Origin of the sequence: Streptomyces sp. NPDC014889 (assembly GCF_043081205.1) — a bacterium.
Taxonomy (GTDB): Bacteria; Actinomycetota; Actinomycetes; order Streptomycetales; family Streptomycetaceae; genus Streptomyces.
In genome coordinates, this window is sequence record NZ_JBIBWH010000005.1 from 128,036 (window position 1) to 147,772 (window position 19,737).

Consider the following 19,737-nt stretch of genomic DNA (forward strand, 5'->3'; position numbering starts at 1 on the left):
ATGGACAACGAACAGAAGCTCCGGGATTACCTCAAGCTTGCGACCGCCGACCTCCGACGCACGCGGCGGCGCGTGAGCGAGCTGGAGTCGGCCGCCCAGGAACCGATCGCCATCGTCGGCATGACATGCCGCTACCCCGGCGGTGTCAGCAGCCCCGAGGACCTGTGGCGGATGCTCGAGGCCGGCGAGAACGGCGTCACCCCGTTCCCCACCGACCGCGGCTGGGACATGGAGGCGCTCGCCTCCTCGCCGACCTCCCGGGGCGGCTTCCTCCACGACGCGACCGACTTCGACGCGGACTTCTTCGGCATTTCCCCGCGCGAGGCCGTCGCCATGGACCCGCAGCAGCGGGTCGTCCTGGAGTCCGCCTGGGAGGCGTTCGAACGCGCCGGCATCGACCCCACCGCCGTCAAGGGCAGCCGCACCGGCGTCTTCATCGGCGCCATGGCCCAGGACTACCGGGTCGGCCCCGCCGACGGCGCCGAGGGCTTCCAGCTCACCGGCAACACCGGCAGCGTCCTCTCCGGCCGCATCTCGTACACCTTCGGCACGGTGGGTCCCGCCGTCACCGTCGACACCGCCTGCTCCTCCTCCCTGGTCGCCGTCCACCTCGCCACCCAGGCGCTGCGCGCGGGCGAGTGCACCCTCGCCCTCGCGGGCGGCGTCACCGTCATGTCGGGGCCCGGCACCTTCATCGAGATGGGCCGCCAGGGCGGACTGTCCGCCGACGGCCGCTGCCGCTCCTTCGGCGACACCGCCGACGGCACCGGCTGGGCCGAGGGCGTCGGCATCCTCGTCCTGGAACGCCTCTCCGACGCCGTCCGCAACGGCCGCGAGATCCTCGCCGTCGTCCGCGGCACCGCCGTGAACCAGGACGGCGCGTCCAACGGCCTCACCGCCCCCAACGGCCCCTCGCAGCAGGCGGTCATCGAACAGGCCCTGGTCAACGCCCGGCTGTCCGCGGGCGACATCGACGTCGTGGAGGCGCACGGCACCGGCACCACCCTCGGCGACCCCGTCGAGGCGCAGGCGCTGCTCGCCACCTACGGCCGGCACCGCGACGAGGACAAGCCGCTGCTGCTCGGCTCGGTGAAGTCCAACATCAGCCACACGCAGGCCGCCGCCGGTGTCGCCGGTGTCATCAAGATGGTCATGGCGATGCGGCACGGCGTGCTGCCCCGCACCCTCCTCGCCGACGAGCCCACCCGCCACGTCGACTGGACCCAGGGCGCCGTCCGCGTCCTCACCGAGAACACCGACTGGCCCGCCACCGGCGCCCCCAGACGCGCGGCCGTCTCCTCCTTCGGCATCAGCGGCACCAACGCCCACACGATCGTCGAGCAGGCCCCCGAGCCGGAGCCCGCCGACCCCGAGGACGACGCCCCGAGCACCCCCGCCGCCGTCACCGGCGTGGTGCCCGTACTGCTCTCCGGCCGCGGCCCCGAGGTGCTGCGCGCTCAGGCCGCCGCACTGCTCACCACCCTCGGCACCGGCACCCCGCCCGCGCTCCTCGACACCGCCTATTCGCTCGCCACCACGCGCACCGCGTTCGAGCACCGGGCCGTCCTGCTCGCCGCGAGCCTGCCCGAGCTGACCGAGCGGCTGACCGCGATCGCCGACGGCACCGACCCGGCCGCCCTGGCCGGCACCGTCACCGGCACCGCCCGCACCGAGACCCGCCTCGCCGTCCTGTTCACCGGACAGGGCGCGCAGCGCCTCGGCGCCGGCCGTGAACTCGCCGCTCGTTTCCCGGTGTTCGCCACCGCCCTGGACGACGCCCTCGACGCCTTCACGCCCCACCTGGACGTGCCGCTGCGCGAGGTGCTGTGGGGCGAGGACGCCGCCCGCCTCGACCGCACCGAGTACGCGCAGCCCGCCCTGTTCGCGATCGAGGTCGCCCTCTACCGCCTGCTGGAGTCCTTCGAGGTCAAGCCGGACCACCTGGCCGGCCACTCCGTGGGCGAGATCGCCGCGGCGCACGTCGCGGGCGTGCTCTCCCTCGACGACGCGGCCACCCTGGTCGCCGCCCGCGGCCGTCTCATGCAGGCGCTGCCCGAGGGCGGCGCCATGGTCGCCGTGCAGGCGAGCGAGGACGAGGTCGCCCCGCTGCTCGCCGGCCACGAGGACCTGGTGTCCCTCGCCGCCGTCAACGGCCCCTCCGCCGTCGTCCTCTCCGGCGACGAGACCACCGTCACCGAACTGGCGGCCCGCCTCGCGGCCGACGGACGCAGGACGACCAGGCTGCGCGTCTCGCACGCCTTCCACTCGCCGCTCATGGCCCCGATGCTCGACGAGTTCCGCGCCGTCGTCGAAGGCCTCACCCTGCACAGCCCGCTGCTGCCCGTCGTGTCCGACGTGACCGGTGAACCGGCCACCGTCGCCCAGCTCACCTCGCCCGACTACTGGGTCGACCACGTCCGCCACGCCGTCCGGTTCACCGACGGCGTCGACTGGCTCGCCGGGCACGGCGTCACCGCCTTCCTCGAACTCGGCCCCGACAGCGTCCTGTCCGCCATGGCGCAGAACTGCCTGGACGCCGCCGGCTCCGACGCCGTCACCGTGCCCGCGCTGCGCGAGGGCCGCCCCGAGGACCACACCTTCACAGCCGCGCTCGCCGCGCTGCACACCCACGGCACCACGCTGCGCTGGGACGCCTGCTTCACCGGCACCGGAGCCCGCCGCACCGACCTGCCGACGTACACCTTCCAGCGCCGCCGCTACTGGCCGCGCGCCGTCCAGGGCAGCGCCGCCGACCTGCGCTCTGTCGGACTCGGCGCCGCCCACCACCCGCTGCTGTCCGCCGCGGTCTCCCTCGCCGACTCCGAGGGTGCCCTGCTGACCGGCCGTATCTCCCTGCTCAGCCACCCGTGGCTCGCCGACCACACCGTCCGCGGCACCACCCTGCTGCCCGGCACCGCCTTCCTGGAGCTGGCCGTCCGCGCCGGCGACGAGGTCGGCTGCGACCGCGTCGACGAACTCACCCTGGCGGCGCCCCTCGTCCTGCCCGAGCAGGGCGGCGTCCAGGTGCAGCTGTGGATCGGCAACCCGGACGAGTCCGGCCGCCGCAGCGTCACCGTCTACGGCCGTCCCGACGCCGACGAGGACGCCCCCTGGACGTCCCACGCCACCGGTGTGCTCTCCCCCTCCCGGGCGGCCACCGACTTCGACGCCACCGTCTGGCCCCCCGCGGACGCCGAGGCCCTCCCCGTGGACGGCCTGTACGAGCGGCTCGCCGAGGGCGGCTTCGGCTACGGTCCGCTCTTCCAGGGCCTGCGGGCCGCCTGGCGCCGCGGCGAGGAGGTGTTCGCCGAGGTCGTCCTGCCCGAGTCCGGGCACACCGACGCCCAGTCCTTCGGCCTGCACCCCGCGCTCCTCGACTCCGCCCTGCACGCGGCGTCGTTCGTCGACCTCGACGAGCGCGCCGCCGGCGGACTGCCCTTCTCCTGGGAGGGCGTGAGCCTGCACGCGAGCGGCGCCACCACCCTGCGGGTGCGGCTGGCCCCGGCGGCCGGCGACGCCGTCGCGATCGCCGTCGCCGACGACTCGGGGCAGCTCGTCATGTCCGCCGACTCCCTGATCCTGCGCGCGGTCGCGGCCCGCGAGATCGACGCCGCCGCCGCGCTGGTCCGCGACGCCCTGTTCCGTCTCGACTGGGTGTCCGTGACGGCCGCCGCCGCCTCCGGCACCGCCGCCCTCGTCGGCGAGGACACCTTCGGCCTGGGGGCCCTGCCCCAGTTCGGCGACCTCGCCGTCCACCCGGACCTCGCGGCACTCGCCGCCGCCGACGGCGCCGTCCCGGACACCGTCCTGCTGCCGCTCGCCGGCACCGGCCCGGACGCCGACCCGGTCACCGCGGCGCACCGCGCCGCCACCGACGCCCTCGCCGCCGTACAGACCTGGCTGGAGCAGGACGAGCGGTTCGCCGCGTCCCGGCTCGTCCTGGTCACCCGGGGCGCGACCACCGGCCACGACCCGGCCGCCGCCGCGGTCTGGGGCCTGGTGCGCTCCGCCCAGTCCGAGAACCCCGGCCGCTTCTTCCTCGTCGACCTCGACGCCGAGCAGGACACTCCCGCCCTCCCGGCCGCCGCCCTTCTGGGCGATGAGCCGCAGCTTGCGGTGCGGGGCGATGAACTTCGTGCGGCCCGTCTGGTGCGGCGTCCCGCCCCTGCCCCTGCCACTGAGGCGGTCTCCGCGTTCGGTGGGGAGGGTGCGGTGCTGGTGACGGGTGGTACCGGTGGTCTGGGTGCGGTGCTGGCGCGTCATCTGGTGGCTGTGCATGGTGTGCGTGAGCTGGTGCTGGTCAGTCGTCGTGGTGGTGAGGCCGTGGGTGCGGCCGAGTTGGTGGCGGAGCTGGCGGAGTCGGGTGCGCGGGCCACGGTGGTGGCGTGTGATGTGACGGACCGTGTGGCGGTGGCCGGGTTGGTGGCCGCGCATCCGGTGTCGGCGGTGGTGCATTCGGCCGGTGTGCTGGATGACGGCATGGTCGTCTCGCTGACTGCGGAGCGGTTGTCGGCCGTGTTGCGTCCGAAGGTGGACGCGGTGTGGAACCTGCATGAGGCCACGCGCGGTCTGGACTTGGACGCGTTCGTGGTGTTCTCGTCGGTGGCCGGTGTGTTCGGCAATGCGGGTCAGGCCAACTATGCGGCCGGCAACGCTTTCCTGGACGCTCTGATGGAGCATCGGCGTGCGGCCGGTCTGCCGGGTCTGTCGCTGGCCTGGGGCCCCTGGGAGCAGACCGGCGGCATGACCGGCGACCTCTCCGAGGACGACCTGCGCCGCCTGGCCCGCATGGGCACCCCCGCCCTCACCGTCGAGCAGGGCCTCGCCCTCTTCGACGCCGCCCTCGACGGCGACGACGCCGCGCTCACTCCCGTACGCCTGGACCTCTCCGTCCTGCGCGCCGCGGGCGACGTGCCGCCGCTGCTGCGCTCCCTCGTCCGCGGACGCTCCCGCCGTGCCGCCGTCGCCGGGTCCGCCACCGCCGGCGGCCTCGCCCAGCGCCTGGCCCGCCTGGACCGCGAGAGCCGCGACGAACTGGTCCTCGACCTCGTCCGCGGCCAGGTCGCCCTGGTGCTCGGCCACGCCACCGGCGCCGACATCGACGCCGGCCGCGCCTTCCGCGAGCTGGGCTTCGACTCCCTCACCGCCGTCGAGCTGCGCAACCGCCTGAACACGGTCACCGGACTGCGCCTGCCCGCCACCCTCGTCTTCGACTACCCGACGGTCAGCCACCTCGCCTCCTACGTCCTCGACGAGCTCCTCGGCACCGAGGTGGAGGCGGAGGTCGTGCGGCGCGGCACGGCGGCTGTGGCGGACGACCCGATCGTCATCGTGGGCATGGCCTGCCGCTACCCGGGCGGGGTCGCCTCGCCGGAGGACCTGTGGCGCCTGGTCACCGAGGGCACCGACGCCGTCTCCGGCTTTCCCACCAACCGCGGCTGGGACGTGGAGAACCTGTACCACCCGGACCCCGACCACCCCGGCACCGCCTACACCCGTTCTGGCGGATTCCTGCACGAGGCGGGGGAGTTCGACCCCGGCTTCTTCGGGATGAGCCCGCGTGAGGCGCTGGCGACGGACTCGCAGCAGCGGTTGCTGCTCGAGGCGTCGTGGGAGGCGGTCGAGCGGGCCGGGATCGACCCGGTCGGTCTGCGGGGCAGCGCGACCGGTGTGTTCGCCGGTGTGATGTACAGCGACTACAGCGCGATGCTGGCGAGCCCCGAGTTCGAGGGCTTCCAGGGCAGCGGCAGCTCCCCGAGCCTCGCCTCGGGCCGCGTGTCCTACACGCTGGGCCTGGAGGGTCCCGCGGTCACCGTCGACACCGCGTGCTCGTCCTCCCTGGTGGCGATGCACTGGGCGATGCAGGCCCTGCGCTCGGGTGAGATCTCGCTCGCGCTGGCCGGCGGTGTGACCGTGATGTCGACGCCCGCGGTGTTCGTGGACTTCGCGCGTCAGCGGGGTCTGTCGCCCGACGGACGGTGCAAGGCGTTCTCGGACTCGGCCGATGGTGTCGGCTGGTCCGAGGGTGTCGGCATGCTGGTCCTTGAGCGGCAGTCGGACGCGATTCGCAACGGTCACGAGATCCTCGCGGTCGTCCGGGGCTCGGCCGTCAACCAGGACGGCGCCTCCAACGGTCTGACCGCCCCCAACGGCCCGTCCCAGCAGCGGGTGATCCGGCAGGCGCTCGCCAGCGGCGGGCTGTCGGCGGGTGACGTGGATGTCGTCGAGGCGCACGGTACGGGGACGACGCTGGGTGACCCGATCGAGGCGCAGGCGCTCCTTGCCACCTACGGTCGTGACCGTGATCCGGAGCAGCCGCTGCTGCTGGGTTCGGTGAAGTCGAACATCGGTCACACGCAGGCCGCGGCCGGTGTCGCGGGTGTCATCAAGATGGTCATGGCGATGCGGCACGGGGTGCTCCCGCAGACCTTGCACGTGGACGCGCCGTCGTCCCACGTGGACTGGACGGAAGGCGCGGTCGAGCTGCTCACCGAGCAGACCGCCTGGCCGGAGACCGGCCGTCCGCGTCGCGCCGCCGTCTCCTCCTTCGGCATCAGCGGCACCAACGTCCACACCGTCCTGGAGCAGGCGCCCGCCCTCACCGCGCCCGCCCCGGCCGCCCCCGAGCGCACCCCGGGAGCCGTACCGCTGCTGCTGTCCGGCCGCACCCGCGACGCCCTGCGCGCCCAGGCCGCCCGCCTGCTCACCCACCTCCAGAGCCACCCCGAGCCGTCCCTCGCCGACCTCGGCCACTCCCTGGCCACCACCCGGTCCCGCTTCGAGCGCCGTGCCGCGGTGATCGCGCGGGACCGCGAGGGACTGCTCGCCTCCCTCGGCGCCCTCGCCGCCGGCCGTCCCGACCCGGCCGTCGTCGAGGGCGAGGCCGCCGGGCGTGCCCGGGTCGCCGTGATGTTCTCCGGCCAGGGCAGCCAGCGCGCCGCCATGGGCCGTGAACTGTACGAGACCCAGCCCCGGTTCGCCGCCGCGTTCGACGAGGTGTGCGCCGCCCTCGACCCGCTGCTCGACCGGCCGCTGCGCGAGGTCGTGTTCGCCGCCGAGGGCACCGACGAGGCCGCCCTGCTCGACCGCACCGGCTGGACCCAGCCCGCGCTGTTCGCCGTTGAGGTCGCCCTCTACCGCCTCGTCGAGAGCTGGGGCGTCCGCGCCGACTTCGTCACCGGTCACTCCATCGGTGAGATCGCCGCCGCGCACGTCGCCGGGGTGTTCACCCTTCAGGACGCCGCCCGTCTGGTCGCCGCCCGCGCCACCCTCATGGAGGCGCTGCCGGCCGGCGGCGCCATGATCGCCGTCCAGGCCACCGAGGACGAGGTCGCCCCGCTGCTCGGCGAGGGCCTGTCCGTCGCCGCCGTCAACGGCCCGGCCTCCGTGGTCGTCTCCGGCGACGAGGACGCCGCCGTGGAACTCGCCGCCGAGTTCTCCGGCCGAGGGCGCCGCACCAAGCGTCTGCGGGTGAGCCATGCCTTCCACTCGCCGCACATGGACGCCATGCTCGACGCGTTCCGCACGGTCGCCGAGACACTGTCCTACGCCGCTCCCCGCATCCCGCTGGTCTCCGACCTGACGGGCCGCAGGGCCGACGAGGCCGAGGTGCGCACCGCCGACTACTGGGTGCGCCATGTCCGCGAGGCCGTACGGTTCGCCGACTGCGTCCGCACCCTGCGCGACGCCGGCGCCACCCTCTTCCTCGAACTCGGCCCCGACGGACTGCTGACCGCCATGGCCGAGGACACCCTCGGCGACGACCGCGACGAGCACGACACCGTGCTCGTCCCGCTGCTGCGCGGCGACCGCCCCGAGGAGAGCGCCGCCGCCACCGCCGCGGCCCGCCTCCAGATCCACGGCGTCGACCTCGACTGGACCGCGTACCTCGCCGGCACCGGCGCCCGCCGCACCGACTTGCCCACCTACGCCTTCCAGCACGCCCACTACTGGCCGCAACTGCCCTCCGCCACGCCCTCCTCCCCGGCGGGCGATGTGGCCGACCAGAAGCTGTGGGCCGCCGTCGAGCGCGGCGACGCCGCCGAACTCGCCGCCGTCCTCGGCCTCGACGAGGACAGCCTCACCCCGCTCGACTCCCTGCTGCCCGCGCTCAGCTCCTGGCGCCGCGGCAACCAGGAGAAGGCGCTCCTCGACACGCTGCGCTACCGCGTCGAGTGGACGCGGCTGCGCAAGCCCGCCGCGCCCGTCCTCGACGGCACCTGGCTGCTCGTCGCCTCCGACGCCACCGCCGACGACGAGACCGAGCTCCTCGACGGCCTGGCCGAGGCGCTCGGCGCGCACGGCGCCCGCGTCCGCCGCCTCGTCCTGGACGCCGACTGCGCCGACCGGGCCGTCCTCGGCGCCCGCCTCGCCGGCACCGAGGACGTCGACACCACCGCCCATGTGCTGTCCGTGCTGCCGCTCGACGAGCGCCCCACCGACGGCCCCGCCGGCTTCACCCAGGGCCTCGCCCTGACCATCGCCCTCGTCCAGGCCCTCGCCGACACCGGCGCCCGGGGCCGGCTGTGGACCGCCACCCGCGGCGCCGTCTCCACCGGCCCCGCCGACCCGGTCACCCGCCCCGCCCAGGCCACCGCCTGGGGCATGGGCCGCGGTGTCGCCCTGGAGCACCCCCGCCTGTGGGGCGGCCTCGTCGACCTCCCGGCCGACTTCGACCGCGGCGCCGGACAGCGCCTCGCCGAGGTCCTCGCGGTCAAGGACGCCCCCGACGGCGAGGACCAGGTCGCCCTGCGCGCCACCGGTGTGCACGGCCGCCGCCTGGTCCGCCACACCGTCGACGAGCTGCCGTCCGCCGAGCAGTTCACCGCATCCGGAAGCGTCCTGATCACCGGTGGCACCGGCGGTCTCGGCGCCGAGACCGCCCGCTGGCTGGCCCGCTCCGGCGCGGACCACCTCGTCCTCACCAGCCGCCGCGGCCCCGACGCCCCCGGCGCCGCCGAACTCCGCGCCGAACTGGAGCAGTCGGGCGCGAGCGTCTCGATCGTGGCCTGCGACGTCGCCGACCGCGACGCCCTCGCCGCCGTTCTGGACGGTCTGCCCGCCGACCAGCCCCTCACCGGTGTCGTGCACACCGCGGGCGTCGGCCACTACGGCCCGCTGGACGCGCTGACTCCCGCCGAGTTCGCCGGCCTCACCGCCGCGAAGCTGGCGGGCGCCGCCCACCTCGACGACCTCCTCGGCGACCGCGAGCTGGACTTCTTCGTCCTGTTCGGCTCCATCGCCGGCGTCTGGGGCAGCGGCGACCAGAGCGCCTACGGCGCCGCCAACGCCTATCTCGACGCCCTCGCCCTGGCCCGCCGCGCCCGCGGCCTCGCCGCGACCTCCATCGCCTGGGGTCCGTGGGGCGGCACCGGCATGGCCGCCGACGACGCCGTCTCCGGCACCCTGCGACGCCAGGGCCTCGGCCTGCTCGACCCCGCGCCCGCCCTCGCCGAGATGCGCCGCGCCGTCCTCCGCCAGGACGTCGCCGTCGCCGTCGCGGACGTCGACTGGACCCGCTACGCCCCGCTGTTCACCTCCGCCAGGCCCAGCGCCCTCATCGGCGACCTGCCCGAGGTCCGCGCCCTGGCCGCCGAGCACACCCCCGCCGACACCGGCGACGCCTCCGAGATCGTCCAGCGGGTCCGCTCGCTGTCCGAGCCGGAGCAGCTGCGCCTGCTCACCGAGCTGGTGCGCGCCGAGGCGGCGACCGTGCTCGGTCACGCCTCCGCCGACGCCGTGCCGGAGGGCCGTGCCTTCCGCGACATCGGCTTCGACTCGCTGACCGCCGTCGAACTGCGCAAGCACCTCGGCGCCGCCACCGGCCTCTCCCTGCCGAGCACCATGGTGTTCGACTACCCGACCCCGCTGGAGCTGGCCCAGTACCTGCGGGCCGAGATGGTCGGCTCCGTACTGGAGGTCGCGGGCCCCGTCGCCACCGGCGCCGCCGACGACGAGCCCATCGCCATCATCGGCATGAGCTGCCGCTACCCGGGCGGCGTCAGCTCCCCGGAGCAACTGTGGGACCTGGTGCTCTCCGGCACCGACGCGATCACCGACTTCCCCGTCAACCGCGGCTGGAACACCGCCGGGCTCTACGACCCGGACCCCGACCACCCGGGCACGACCTACTCCACGCAGGGCGGCTTCCTGCACGAGGCCGACGAGTTCGACCCCATGTTCTTCGGCATCTCGCCCCGCGAGGCGCTCGTCATGGACCCGCAGCAGCGGCTCCTCCTGGAGACCACCTGGGAGGCGTTCGAGCGCGCCGGACTCACCCCCGACACCCTCCGCGGGAGCCTGACCGGCACGTTCATCGGCTCCAGCTACCAGGAGTACGGAATGGGCGCCGGCGACGGCGCCGAGGGCCACCTGGTCACCGGCACCAGCCCCAGCGTGCTCTCCGGCCGCCTCGCCTACGTCTTCGGCCTTGAGGGCCCGGCGGTCACCGTCGACACCGCCTGCTCGTCCTCGCTGGTCGCGCTGCACCTGGCCTGCCAGGCGCTGCGCAACGGCGAGAGCAACCTCGCGGTCGCGGGCGGCGCCACCGTCATGACCACCCCCAACGCGTTCGTGGCGTTCAGCAGGCAGCGGGCCCTCGCCCAGGACGGCCGCTGCAAGGCGTTCTCCGAGGGCGCCGACGGCATGACCCTCGCCGAGGGCGTCGGCATCGTCCTCGTCGAGCGGCTCTCGGACGCCCGCCGCAACGGCCACCCGGTGCTCGCCGTCATCCGCGGCTCCGCCATCAACCAGGACGGCGCCTCCAACGGCCTCAGCGCCCCCAACGGCCCCTCCCAGCAGCGCGTCATCCGCCAGGCCCTCGCCAACGCCCGCGTCGCCCCCGGGGAGATCGACCTCCTGGAGGCGCACGGCACCGGCACCCCGCTCGGCGACCCGATCGAGGCGCAGGCCCTGTTCGCCACCTACGGCCGCACCCGTACGCCCGAGACCGCGCTGCTGCTCGGCTCGGTGAAGTCGAACATCGGGCACACCCAGTCCGCCGCCGGTGTCGCGAGCATCATCAAGATGGTCATGGCGCTGCGCCACGGTGTGATGCCGCGGACCCTGCACGCCGACGAGCCCTCCAGCCACGTCGACTGGGCCCCCGGCACCGTGCGGCTGCTCGGCGAGAACACCGACTGGCCCGAGACCGGCCGTCCGCGCCGGGCCGCCGTGTCCTCGTTCGGCATCAGTGGTACGAACGCCCACGTCATCCTGGAGCAGGAGACCGAGGCGCCCGACGCCGAGGACGAGCGGCCCGCCGTGGCGCCCGTGCCGGTCGCCGCCGGCGTCGTGCCGTGGGTCCTGTCCGCCCGCGGCGCCGCCGCGCTGCGCGAGCAGGCCGACCGTCTCCTCACCCACCTCGTGACCGCCGTCCCGGCGGCCCGTCCGATAGACATCGGCCTGTCCCTCGCCACCTCCCGCGCTCTCTTCGAGCACCGTGCCGTGGTCGTGCCGCCCGCCGGCGCCGACCCGCTGGAGGCGCTGCGCGCCGTCGCCGCCGACGGGCCCTCGGGCGTCGTCGCCCGCGGTGTCGCCGACGTCGAGGGCCGTACGGTCTTCGTGTTCCCCGGCCAGGGTTCCCAGTGGGTGGGCATGGGCGCGCAACTCCTGGACGAGTCTCCGGTGTTCGCCGAGCGGATCGCCGAGTGCGCCGCCGCGCTCGCCGAGTTCACCGACTGGAACCTCATCGACGTCCTGCGGGGCGTGGAGGGTGCGCCGACGCTGGAGCGCGTCGACGTCGTGCAGCCCGCGTCGTTCGCCGTGATGGTGTCCCTGGCCGCGGTGTGGCGTGCGCAGGGGGTCGAGCCGGACGCGGTGGTCGGTCACTCGCAGGGCGAGATCGCCGCCGCCGTGGTGTCCGGTGCGCTGTCGCTGCGTGACGGCGCCCGGGTGGTGGCGCTGCGCAGCCAGGCCATCGGCCGCAGCCTGGCCGGCCGGGGCGGCATGATGTCGGTGGCCCTGCCGGTCGCCGACGTGGAGGCCCGGCTAGAGGCGTTCGGCGGGCGGGTGTCCGTCGCCGCCGAGAACGGCCCCCGCTCCTCCGTCGTCGCGGGCGAGCCGGAGGCCCTGGACGAGCTGCACGCGCAGCTCACCACCGAGGAGATCCGGGCCCGCCGGATCGCCGTGGACTACGCCTCGCACTCCCATCACGTCGAGGACCTCCACGACGAGATCCTCGAACTGCTGGCGGAGGTTGCTCCGAGGGCGTCGGAGATCCCGTTCTTCTCCACCGTCACCGGCGACTGGCTCGACACCACCGCCATGGACGCCGGCTACTGGTACCGCAGCCTGCGCGGGCGCGTGCTCTTCGCGGACGCCATCCGGGACCTGATCGCCGCCGAGCACCGCGCCTTCGTCGAGGTCAGCTCCCACCCGGTGCTGTCGATGTCCGTCCAGGACATGATCGACGACGCCGGGGTGGCCGGTGTCGCCTCCGGCACCCTGCGCCGCGACAACGGCGGTCTCGACCGCTTCCTGCTGTCCGCCGCCGAGGTGTTCGTCCGCGGCGTGCACGTCGACTGGGCCGCCGTGTTCGAGGGGACCGGTGCGTCCCGCGTCGACCTGCCCACGTACGCCTTCCAGCACGAGAACCTGTGGGTCGTCCCGGCCGTCCAGGAGGCCGTCACCGCGGCCGACCCCGAGGACGCCGCGTTCTGGACCGCCGTCGAGGACGGGGACGTCTCCGCCCTGACCGCGGCACTCGGCACCGACGAGGACTCCGTCGCCGCCGTGCTGCCCGCGCTGTCCTCCTGGCGCCGGGCCCGCCGTGAACGCTCCACCGTCGACTCCTGGCGCTACCGCGTCACCTGGAAGCCCGTCACCAAGCTCCCGCAGCGCACCCTCGACGGCACCTGGCTGCTGGTGTCCGCGGACGGCGTCGACGACACCGACGTCGCGGGGGCGCTGGAGGCGGGCGGCGCCGAGGTGCGCCGTCTCGTCCTCGACGAGAGCTGCACCGACCGCACGGTCCTGCGTGAGCGCCTCACCGACACCGAGGGTCTCACCGGCATCGTCTCCGTCCTCGCCGGAGCGGAGCGGACCGGCGCCGTCCCCGGCACCGGACTCGTCCTCGGGGTCGCCCTCACCGTCGCCCTCGTCCAGGCGCTCGGCGACGCCGGCGTCGAGACCCCGCTGTGGGCGCTGACCCGCGGCGCCGTCTCCACCGGCCGCTCCGACAGGGTCACCGCGCCCGTCCAGGCCCAGGTCACCGGCATCGGCTGGACCGCCGCGCTGGAGTGCCCGGGACGCTGGGGCGGTGTCGTCGACCTGCCCGAGACGCTCGACGCCCGCGCGGGCCGGCGGCTCGCGGCCGTCCTCGCCGGCGCGCTCGGCGACGACGACCAGATCGCCCTGCGCTCCTCCGGCGTCTTCACCCGCCGTATCGTCCGCGCCGACGCCGCCCCCGACGGCTCCGCCCGCGACTGGAAGCCCCGCGGCACCACCCTCGTCACCGGCGGCTCCGGCACCCTCGCGCCGCACCTGGCGCGCTGGCTCGCGGAGCAGGGCGCCGAGCACCTGGTCCTGGTCAGCCGCCGCGGCCCCGAGGCGCCCGGCGCCGCCGAACTCCGCGCCGAGCTGGAGGAACACGGCACCGAGACGACACTCGCCGCCTGCGACATCACCGACCGCGACGCGGTCGCCGCCCTCCTCGAAGGGCTGAAGGCCGAGGGCCGCACCGTCCGCACGGTCGTGCACACCGCGGCCACCATCGAACTGCACACCCTCGACGCCACCACCCTCGACGACTTCGACCGCGTCCTCGCCGCCAAGGTCACCGGCGCGCGGATACTCGACGAACTCCTCGACGACGAGGAGCTGGACGACTTCGTCCTGTACTCCTCCACCGCCGGAATGTGGGGCAGCGGCGCGCACGCCGCGTACGTCGCGGGCAACGCCTATCTGGCCGCCCTCGCCGAGCACCGGCGCGCCCGCGGCCTGAGCGCCATGTCGCTGTCCTGGGGCATCTGGGCCGACGACCTCCAACTCGGCCGCGTCGACCCGCAGATGATCCGCCGCAGCGGCCTGGAGTTCATGGACCCGCAGCTCGCGCTGAGCGGCCTCAAGCGGGCCCTCGACGACGACGAGCACGTCATCGCGGTCGCCGACGTCGACTGGGAGACGTACCACCCCGTCTACACCTCGGCCCGGCCCACCCCGCTGTTCGACGAGGTCCCCGAGGTGCAGCGGCTCACCGCCGCCGCGGCGCAGAGCGCCGGGACCGCCGCCCAGGGCGAGTTCGCCGCCGCGCTGCTGGCCCTGCCCGCCGCCGAGCAGCACCGCAAGCTGCTGGAGACCGTCCGCACCGAGGCCGCCTCCGTGCTCGGCCTGGCCTCCGCCGAGGACCTCACCGACCAGCGCGCCTTCCGCGACATCGGCTTCGACTCGCTGACCGCCGTCGGACTGCGCAACCGGCTCGCGTCCGTCACCGGGCTGACGCTGCCGTCCACGATGGTCTTCGACTACCCGAACCCGGCCGCCCTGGCCGGCTTCCTCCACTCCGAACTGGCCGACGTCCACTCCGCGGGCGCCGTCGCCGTCACCGCCGGTACGCCCGTCGACGACGACCCGATCGCCATCGTCGGCATGAGCTGCCGCTACCCCGGCGGCGTCACCTCCGCCGAGGAGCTGTGGCGGGTCGCGCTGGACGAGGTCGACGCGATCTCCGTCTTCCCGGCCGACCGCGGCTGGGACGCCGAGGCCCTCTACGACCCCGACCCGGACGCGTCCGGCCGCACCTACTCGGTGCAGGGCGGCTTCCTGCGCGACGTCGCCGACTTCGACCCCGGCTTCTTCGGCATCTCGCCGCGCGAGGCCCTGTCGATGGACCCGCAGCAGCGCCTCCTCCTCGAGACGGCCTGGGAGGTCTTCGAGCACGCCGGCATTGACCCCCTCGCCCAGCGCGGCAGCCTCACCGGCACCTTCATCGGCGCCAGCTATCAGGACTACGGCGCCGCCGTGCCCGGCAGCGAGGGCTCCGAAGGCCACATGATCACCGGCTCGCTCCCCAGCGTGCTCTCCGGCCGCGTCTCCTACCTGTTCGGCTTCGAGGGCCCGGCCGTCACCCTCGACACCGCGTGCTCGTCCTCGCTGGTCGCGATCCACCTGGCCTGCCAGTCGCTGCGCAACGGCGAGAGCTCCCTCGCCCTCGCCGGCGGCGCCAGCATCATGTCCACCCCCATGTCGTTCGTCGGCTTCAGCCGCCAGCGGGCCCTTGCCGAGGACGGCCGCTGCAAGGCGTACGCCGAGGGCGCCGACGGCATGACCCTCGCCGAGGGCGTCGGCCTGATCCTGCTGGAACGGCTCTCCGACGCCCGCCGCAACGGCCACGAGGTCCTCGCCGTCATCCGCGGCTCCGCCATCAACCAGGACGGCGCCTCCAACGGCCTGACCGCCCCCAACGGCCCCTCCCAGCAGCGCGTCATCCGCCAGGCCCTCGCCAACGCGGGCGTCGAGGCGGACGACATCGACGTCCTGGAGGGCCACGGCACCGGCACCTCCCTCGGCGACCCCATCGAGGCGCAGGCCCTGTTCGCCACCTACGGCAGGGACCGCGACCCCGAGCGGCCCGTGCTGCTCGGCTCGGTGAAGTCCAACATCGGCCACACCCAGATGGCCTCCGGCGTCGCCAGCGTCATCAAGCTGGTCCACGCCCTCAACGAGGGCGTCGTACCCAAGTCGCTGCACATCGACGAGCCGTCCACCCACGTCGACTGGTCCTCCGGCGCCATCCAGTTGCTCACCGAGCGCACCGAGTGGCCCGAGACCGGCCGTCCGCGCCGCGCCGCCGTGTCGTCCTTCGGCCTCAGCGGCACCAACGCCCACACCGTCCTGGAGCAGGCCCCCGCCGCCGACGCCCCGGCCACCCCAGCGCCGCGGGACGCCCTCGTGCCCGTCCTCGTCTCCGGACGCGGCGAGGCCGCCCTGCGCGCCCAGGCCGGAGCCCTGCTCGACCTGCTGGCCGAGCGCCCCGGCATCCACCCGACCGACCTGGCGTTCTCCCTCGCCACGTCCCGCGCCGCCCTGGAGCACCGTGCCGCGGTCGTCGCCGACCACCACGAAGGACTGGTGCGCGGCCTGACCGCGCTGCGCGACGGACTGCCCGGCGCCGGACTCGTGCAGGGCCGCACCGGCCGCGGACGCACCGCCTTCCTGTTCACCGGACAGGGCAGCCAGCGCCCCGGCATGGGCCGCGAACTGTACGAGCGCCACCCGGTGTTCGCCGACGCCCTGGACGCGGTCCTCGCCCGGATCGACGGCACCACCGAACGCCCCCTGCGCGACGTCCTGTTTGCCGCCGAGGGCACCGAGGGCGCCGCCCTGCTCCACCGCACCGGCTACGCGCAGCCCGCGCTGTTCGCCCTCGAGGTGGCGCTGTTCCGGCTGCTGGAGTCGTGGGGCATCACCCCCGACTACCTGGCCGGCCACTCCGTCGGCGAGATCGCCGCCGCGCACGTCGCCGGCGTCCTCGACCTCGACGACGCGTGCGCCCTCGTGGCCGCCCGCGGCCGGCTCATGCAGGCGCTGCCCGAGGGCGGCGCGATGGTCGCCCTTCAGGCCGCCGAGGACGAGGTGCTGCCGCACCTGGAGGGCCTCGCCGACCGGGTCTCCGTGGCCGCCGTCAACGGGCCACGGTCCGTCGTCGTCGCCGGCGAGGAGGAGCCCGTGCTCGCCGTCGCCGCGCACTTCGCCGAACAGGGGCGCCGCACCAGGCGTCTGCGGGTGAGCCACGCCTTCCACTCGCCGCTCATGGACCCCATGCTGGACGACTTCGCCGCCGTGGCCCGTACCCTCACGTACCACGCGCCGACGATCCCGTTCGTCTCCAACGTGACCGGCACCCTCGCCACGCCCGAGCAGGTGTGCGGCGCCGACTACTGGGTCTCCCACGTCCGCTCCGCCGTCCGCTTCGCCGACGGCGTCGGCTGGCTGTCCACCCAGGGCGGCGTCCAGACCTTCCTGGAGCTCGGCCCCGACGGTGTGCTCAGCGGCATGGCCCGCGAGAGCCTCACCGACGCCTCCCGCACGGCGCTGCTGCCCACGCTGCGCGGCGACCGCCCGGAGGAGCAGGCCCTCGTCACCGCCGTCGCCGCGGCCCACGCCCATGGCTTCGACGTCGACTGGACCGCCTGGTTCGAGGGCAGCGGCGCCCGCCGCGTGGCCCTGCCCACCTACGCGTTCCAGCGCGAGCGGTACTGGCCCGACACCACCGCGGCCGGCACCACCGTCGCCACCCCCGGCTCCGCACTGGACGCCGAGTTCTGGGCCGCGGTGGAACACGCCGACGTCGCCTCCCTCGCCGCCTCCCTCGGCCTGGACGACACGACCGTCACCGCGATGGTCCCGGCGCTCACCGCCTGGCGGCGGCGCCGCGGCGAACAGTCCGCGCTCGACTCCTGGCGCTACCGCGTCACCTGGAAGCCACGCGGCGGCGCCCCCACCGCCGCGCCCACCGGACGCTGGCTCGTCCTGGTACCGGCCGAGCACCGCGACGACGCCACCGCCGCCTGGGCCGCGGACGTCGAGGCCGCCCTCGCCACCGCCACCGTCCGCGTGGAGGTCACCGGCACCGACCGCGCCGCCCTCGCCGCCCGGCTCACCGAGGCCGCCGACGGCGACACCTTCCAGGGCGTGCTCTCGCTGCTGGCGCTCGCGCCCGGCGACGCCGGACACCCCGGCGCCCCCGCCGCGCTCACCCTCACCGCCACCGCCCTCCAGGCGCTCGGCGACGCCCGCATCGACGCCCCGCTGTGGAACATCACCGGGGGAGCCGTCGCCGTCGGCCGCTCCGAGCAGGTCACGGCACCCGAACAAGCCGCCGTGTGGGGCCTGTTCCGGGCCGCCGCCCTCGAACTGCCCGCCCGCGTCGGCGGCAGCGTCGACCTCCCGGACGACCTCGACACCCAGGCCGCCCGACGGCTGCGCGGCATCCTGGCCGCCGCCGACGGCGAGGACGCCGTCGCCGTCCGCGCCGGCGGAGTCTTCCTGCGCCGGCTGGCCCACAGCCCCGCCGCCGACACCGTCCGCCCCGCCTTCGACCCGGCGGCCGGCACCGTCCTGATCACCGGCGGCACCGGCGGCATCGGCGGACACCTCGCCCGCCGCCTCGCCCGCGACGGCGCCGCCCACCTGCTGCTCACCAGCCGCCGCGGCCCCGACGCCCCCGGCGCCGCCGAACTCCGTACCGAACTGGAGGAGCTGGGCGCCCGCGTCACGATCGCCGCGTGCGACGCCGCCGACCGCGACGCGCTCGCCGCGCTCCTCGCGGAGGTGCCCGAGGACGCGCCGCTCACCGCCGTCTTCCACACCGCGGGCGTCGTCGACGACCACGTGGTGGACGAGCTGACCCCGGCGAGCTTCGCCACCGTCCTGCACGCCAAGACGGTCGCCGCCCGCCATCTGCACGACCTCACCGCCGGCCACGACCTCGCCGCGTTCGTCCTGTTCTCCTCGACCGCCGGCCTCATCGGCGCCGCCGGACAGGGCAACTACGCCGCCGCCAACGCCCAGCTCGACGCCCTCGCCGAGCAGCGCCGCGCCCAGGGCCTGCCCGCCCTGTCCGTGGCCTGGGGCCCCTGGGCCGGCTCCGGCATGGTCGCCGACGCCGCCGAGATCGCCGCCCGGGTCCGCCGCGGCGGATTCGAACCGCTCGACCCCGCCTCCGGCGTCGCCGCGCTGCTGCGCGCCGTCGACAACGGCGACTCCACCGTCGCCGTCGCCGACATCGACTGGGAACGCTTCCTGCGCGCCTTCGCGTCGGCCCGCCCGCTGCCGCTCGTCGCCGACCTCCCGGAGACGGCCGGCGCCACCACCCCCGCGGCGACCGGCACCACCGGGTCCGGCCTGCGCCGGCAACTGGCCGAGCTGCCCGCCGAGGAGCGCCCCGGACACGTCCTCGACGTGCTGCGCACCCAGGTGGCGGCCGTCCTCGGCCACACCGACGCCCGCACCGTCGACGACGACCTGGCCTTCCGTGACCTCGGCTTCGACTCGCTCACCGTCCTGGAGCTGCGCAACGCGCTCAACGCCCTCACCGGCCTGAGCCTGCCCGCCTCCCTCGTCTACGACCACCCCACGCCGCGCGAGATGGCGGACTTCCTGCTCGCCGAACTCCTCGGCACCCTCCCGGAGTCCAACGCCCACACCGCCGCCACCCGGGCCGTCGACGACGACCCGATCGCGGTCGTCGGCCTCGCCTGCCGCTTCCCCGGCGGCGTCACCACGCCCGAGGAGCTGTGGCGGCTCCTGACAGAGGGCCGCGACGGCATCACCCGCTTCCCCGACGACCGCAACTGGGACATGGCGGCCCTCGGCGCAGGCGCCTCCGACACGCTGCACGGCGGATTCCTCGCCCAGGTCGCCGACTTCGACGCCCGCTTCTTCGGCATCTCGCCCCGCGAGGCGCTCGCCATGGACCCGCAGCAGCGGCTGCTGCTCGAAACCACCTGGGAGGCCCTGGAGCGGGCCGGCATCGACCCGGCCGCGCTGCGCGGCTCCACCACCGGTGTCTTCGTCGGCACCAACGGCCAGGACTACCCGAACCTGCTGCGCCGCTCGACCTCGGACGTCGCCGGGTACGTCGCCACCGGCAACACCGCCAGCGTCATGTCGGGCCGCCTCTCCTACGCCCTCGGCCTGGAGGGCCCGGCGGTCACCGTCGACACCGCCTGCTCCTCCTCGCTGGTCGCCCTGCACTGGGCGGGCCGCGCGCTGAGCGCCGGCGAGTGCGACCTCGTC

1 protein-coding gene (running past one end of the window) is annotated in these 19,737 nt (G+C 75.1%); it reads left to right on the forward strand.

Features of this window, described 5'->3' with window-relative positions:
- Window positions 1–19,737 carry the 5' portion of a type I polyketide synthase gene (locus ACF09J_RS11635; protein ID WP_392305209.1) on the forward strand. 8,616 nt of this gene lie beyond the right edge of the window, so 19,737 of the gene's 28,353 nt are visible here — the first part of the coding sequence; the start codon lies at window positions 1–3; the stop codon falls past the right edge of the window.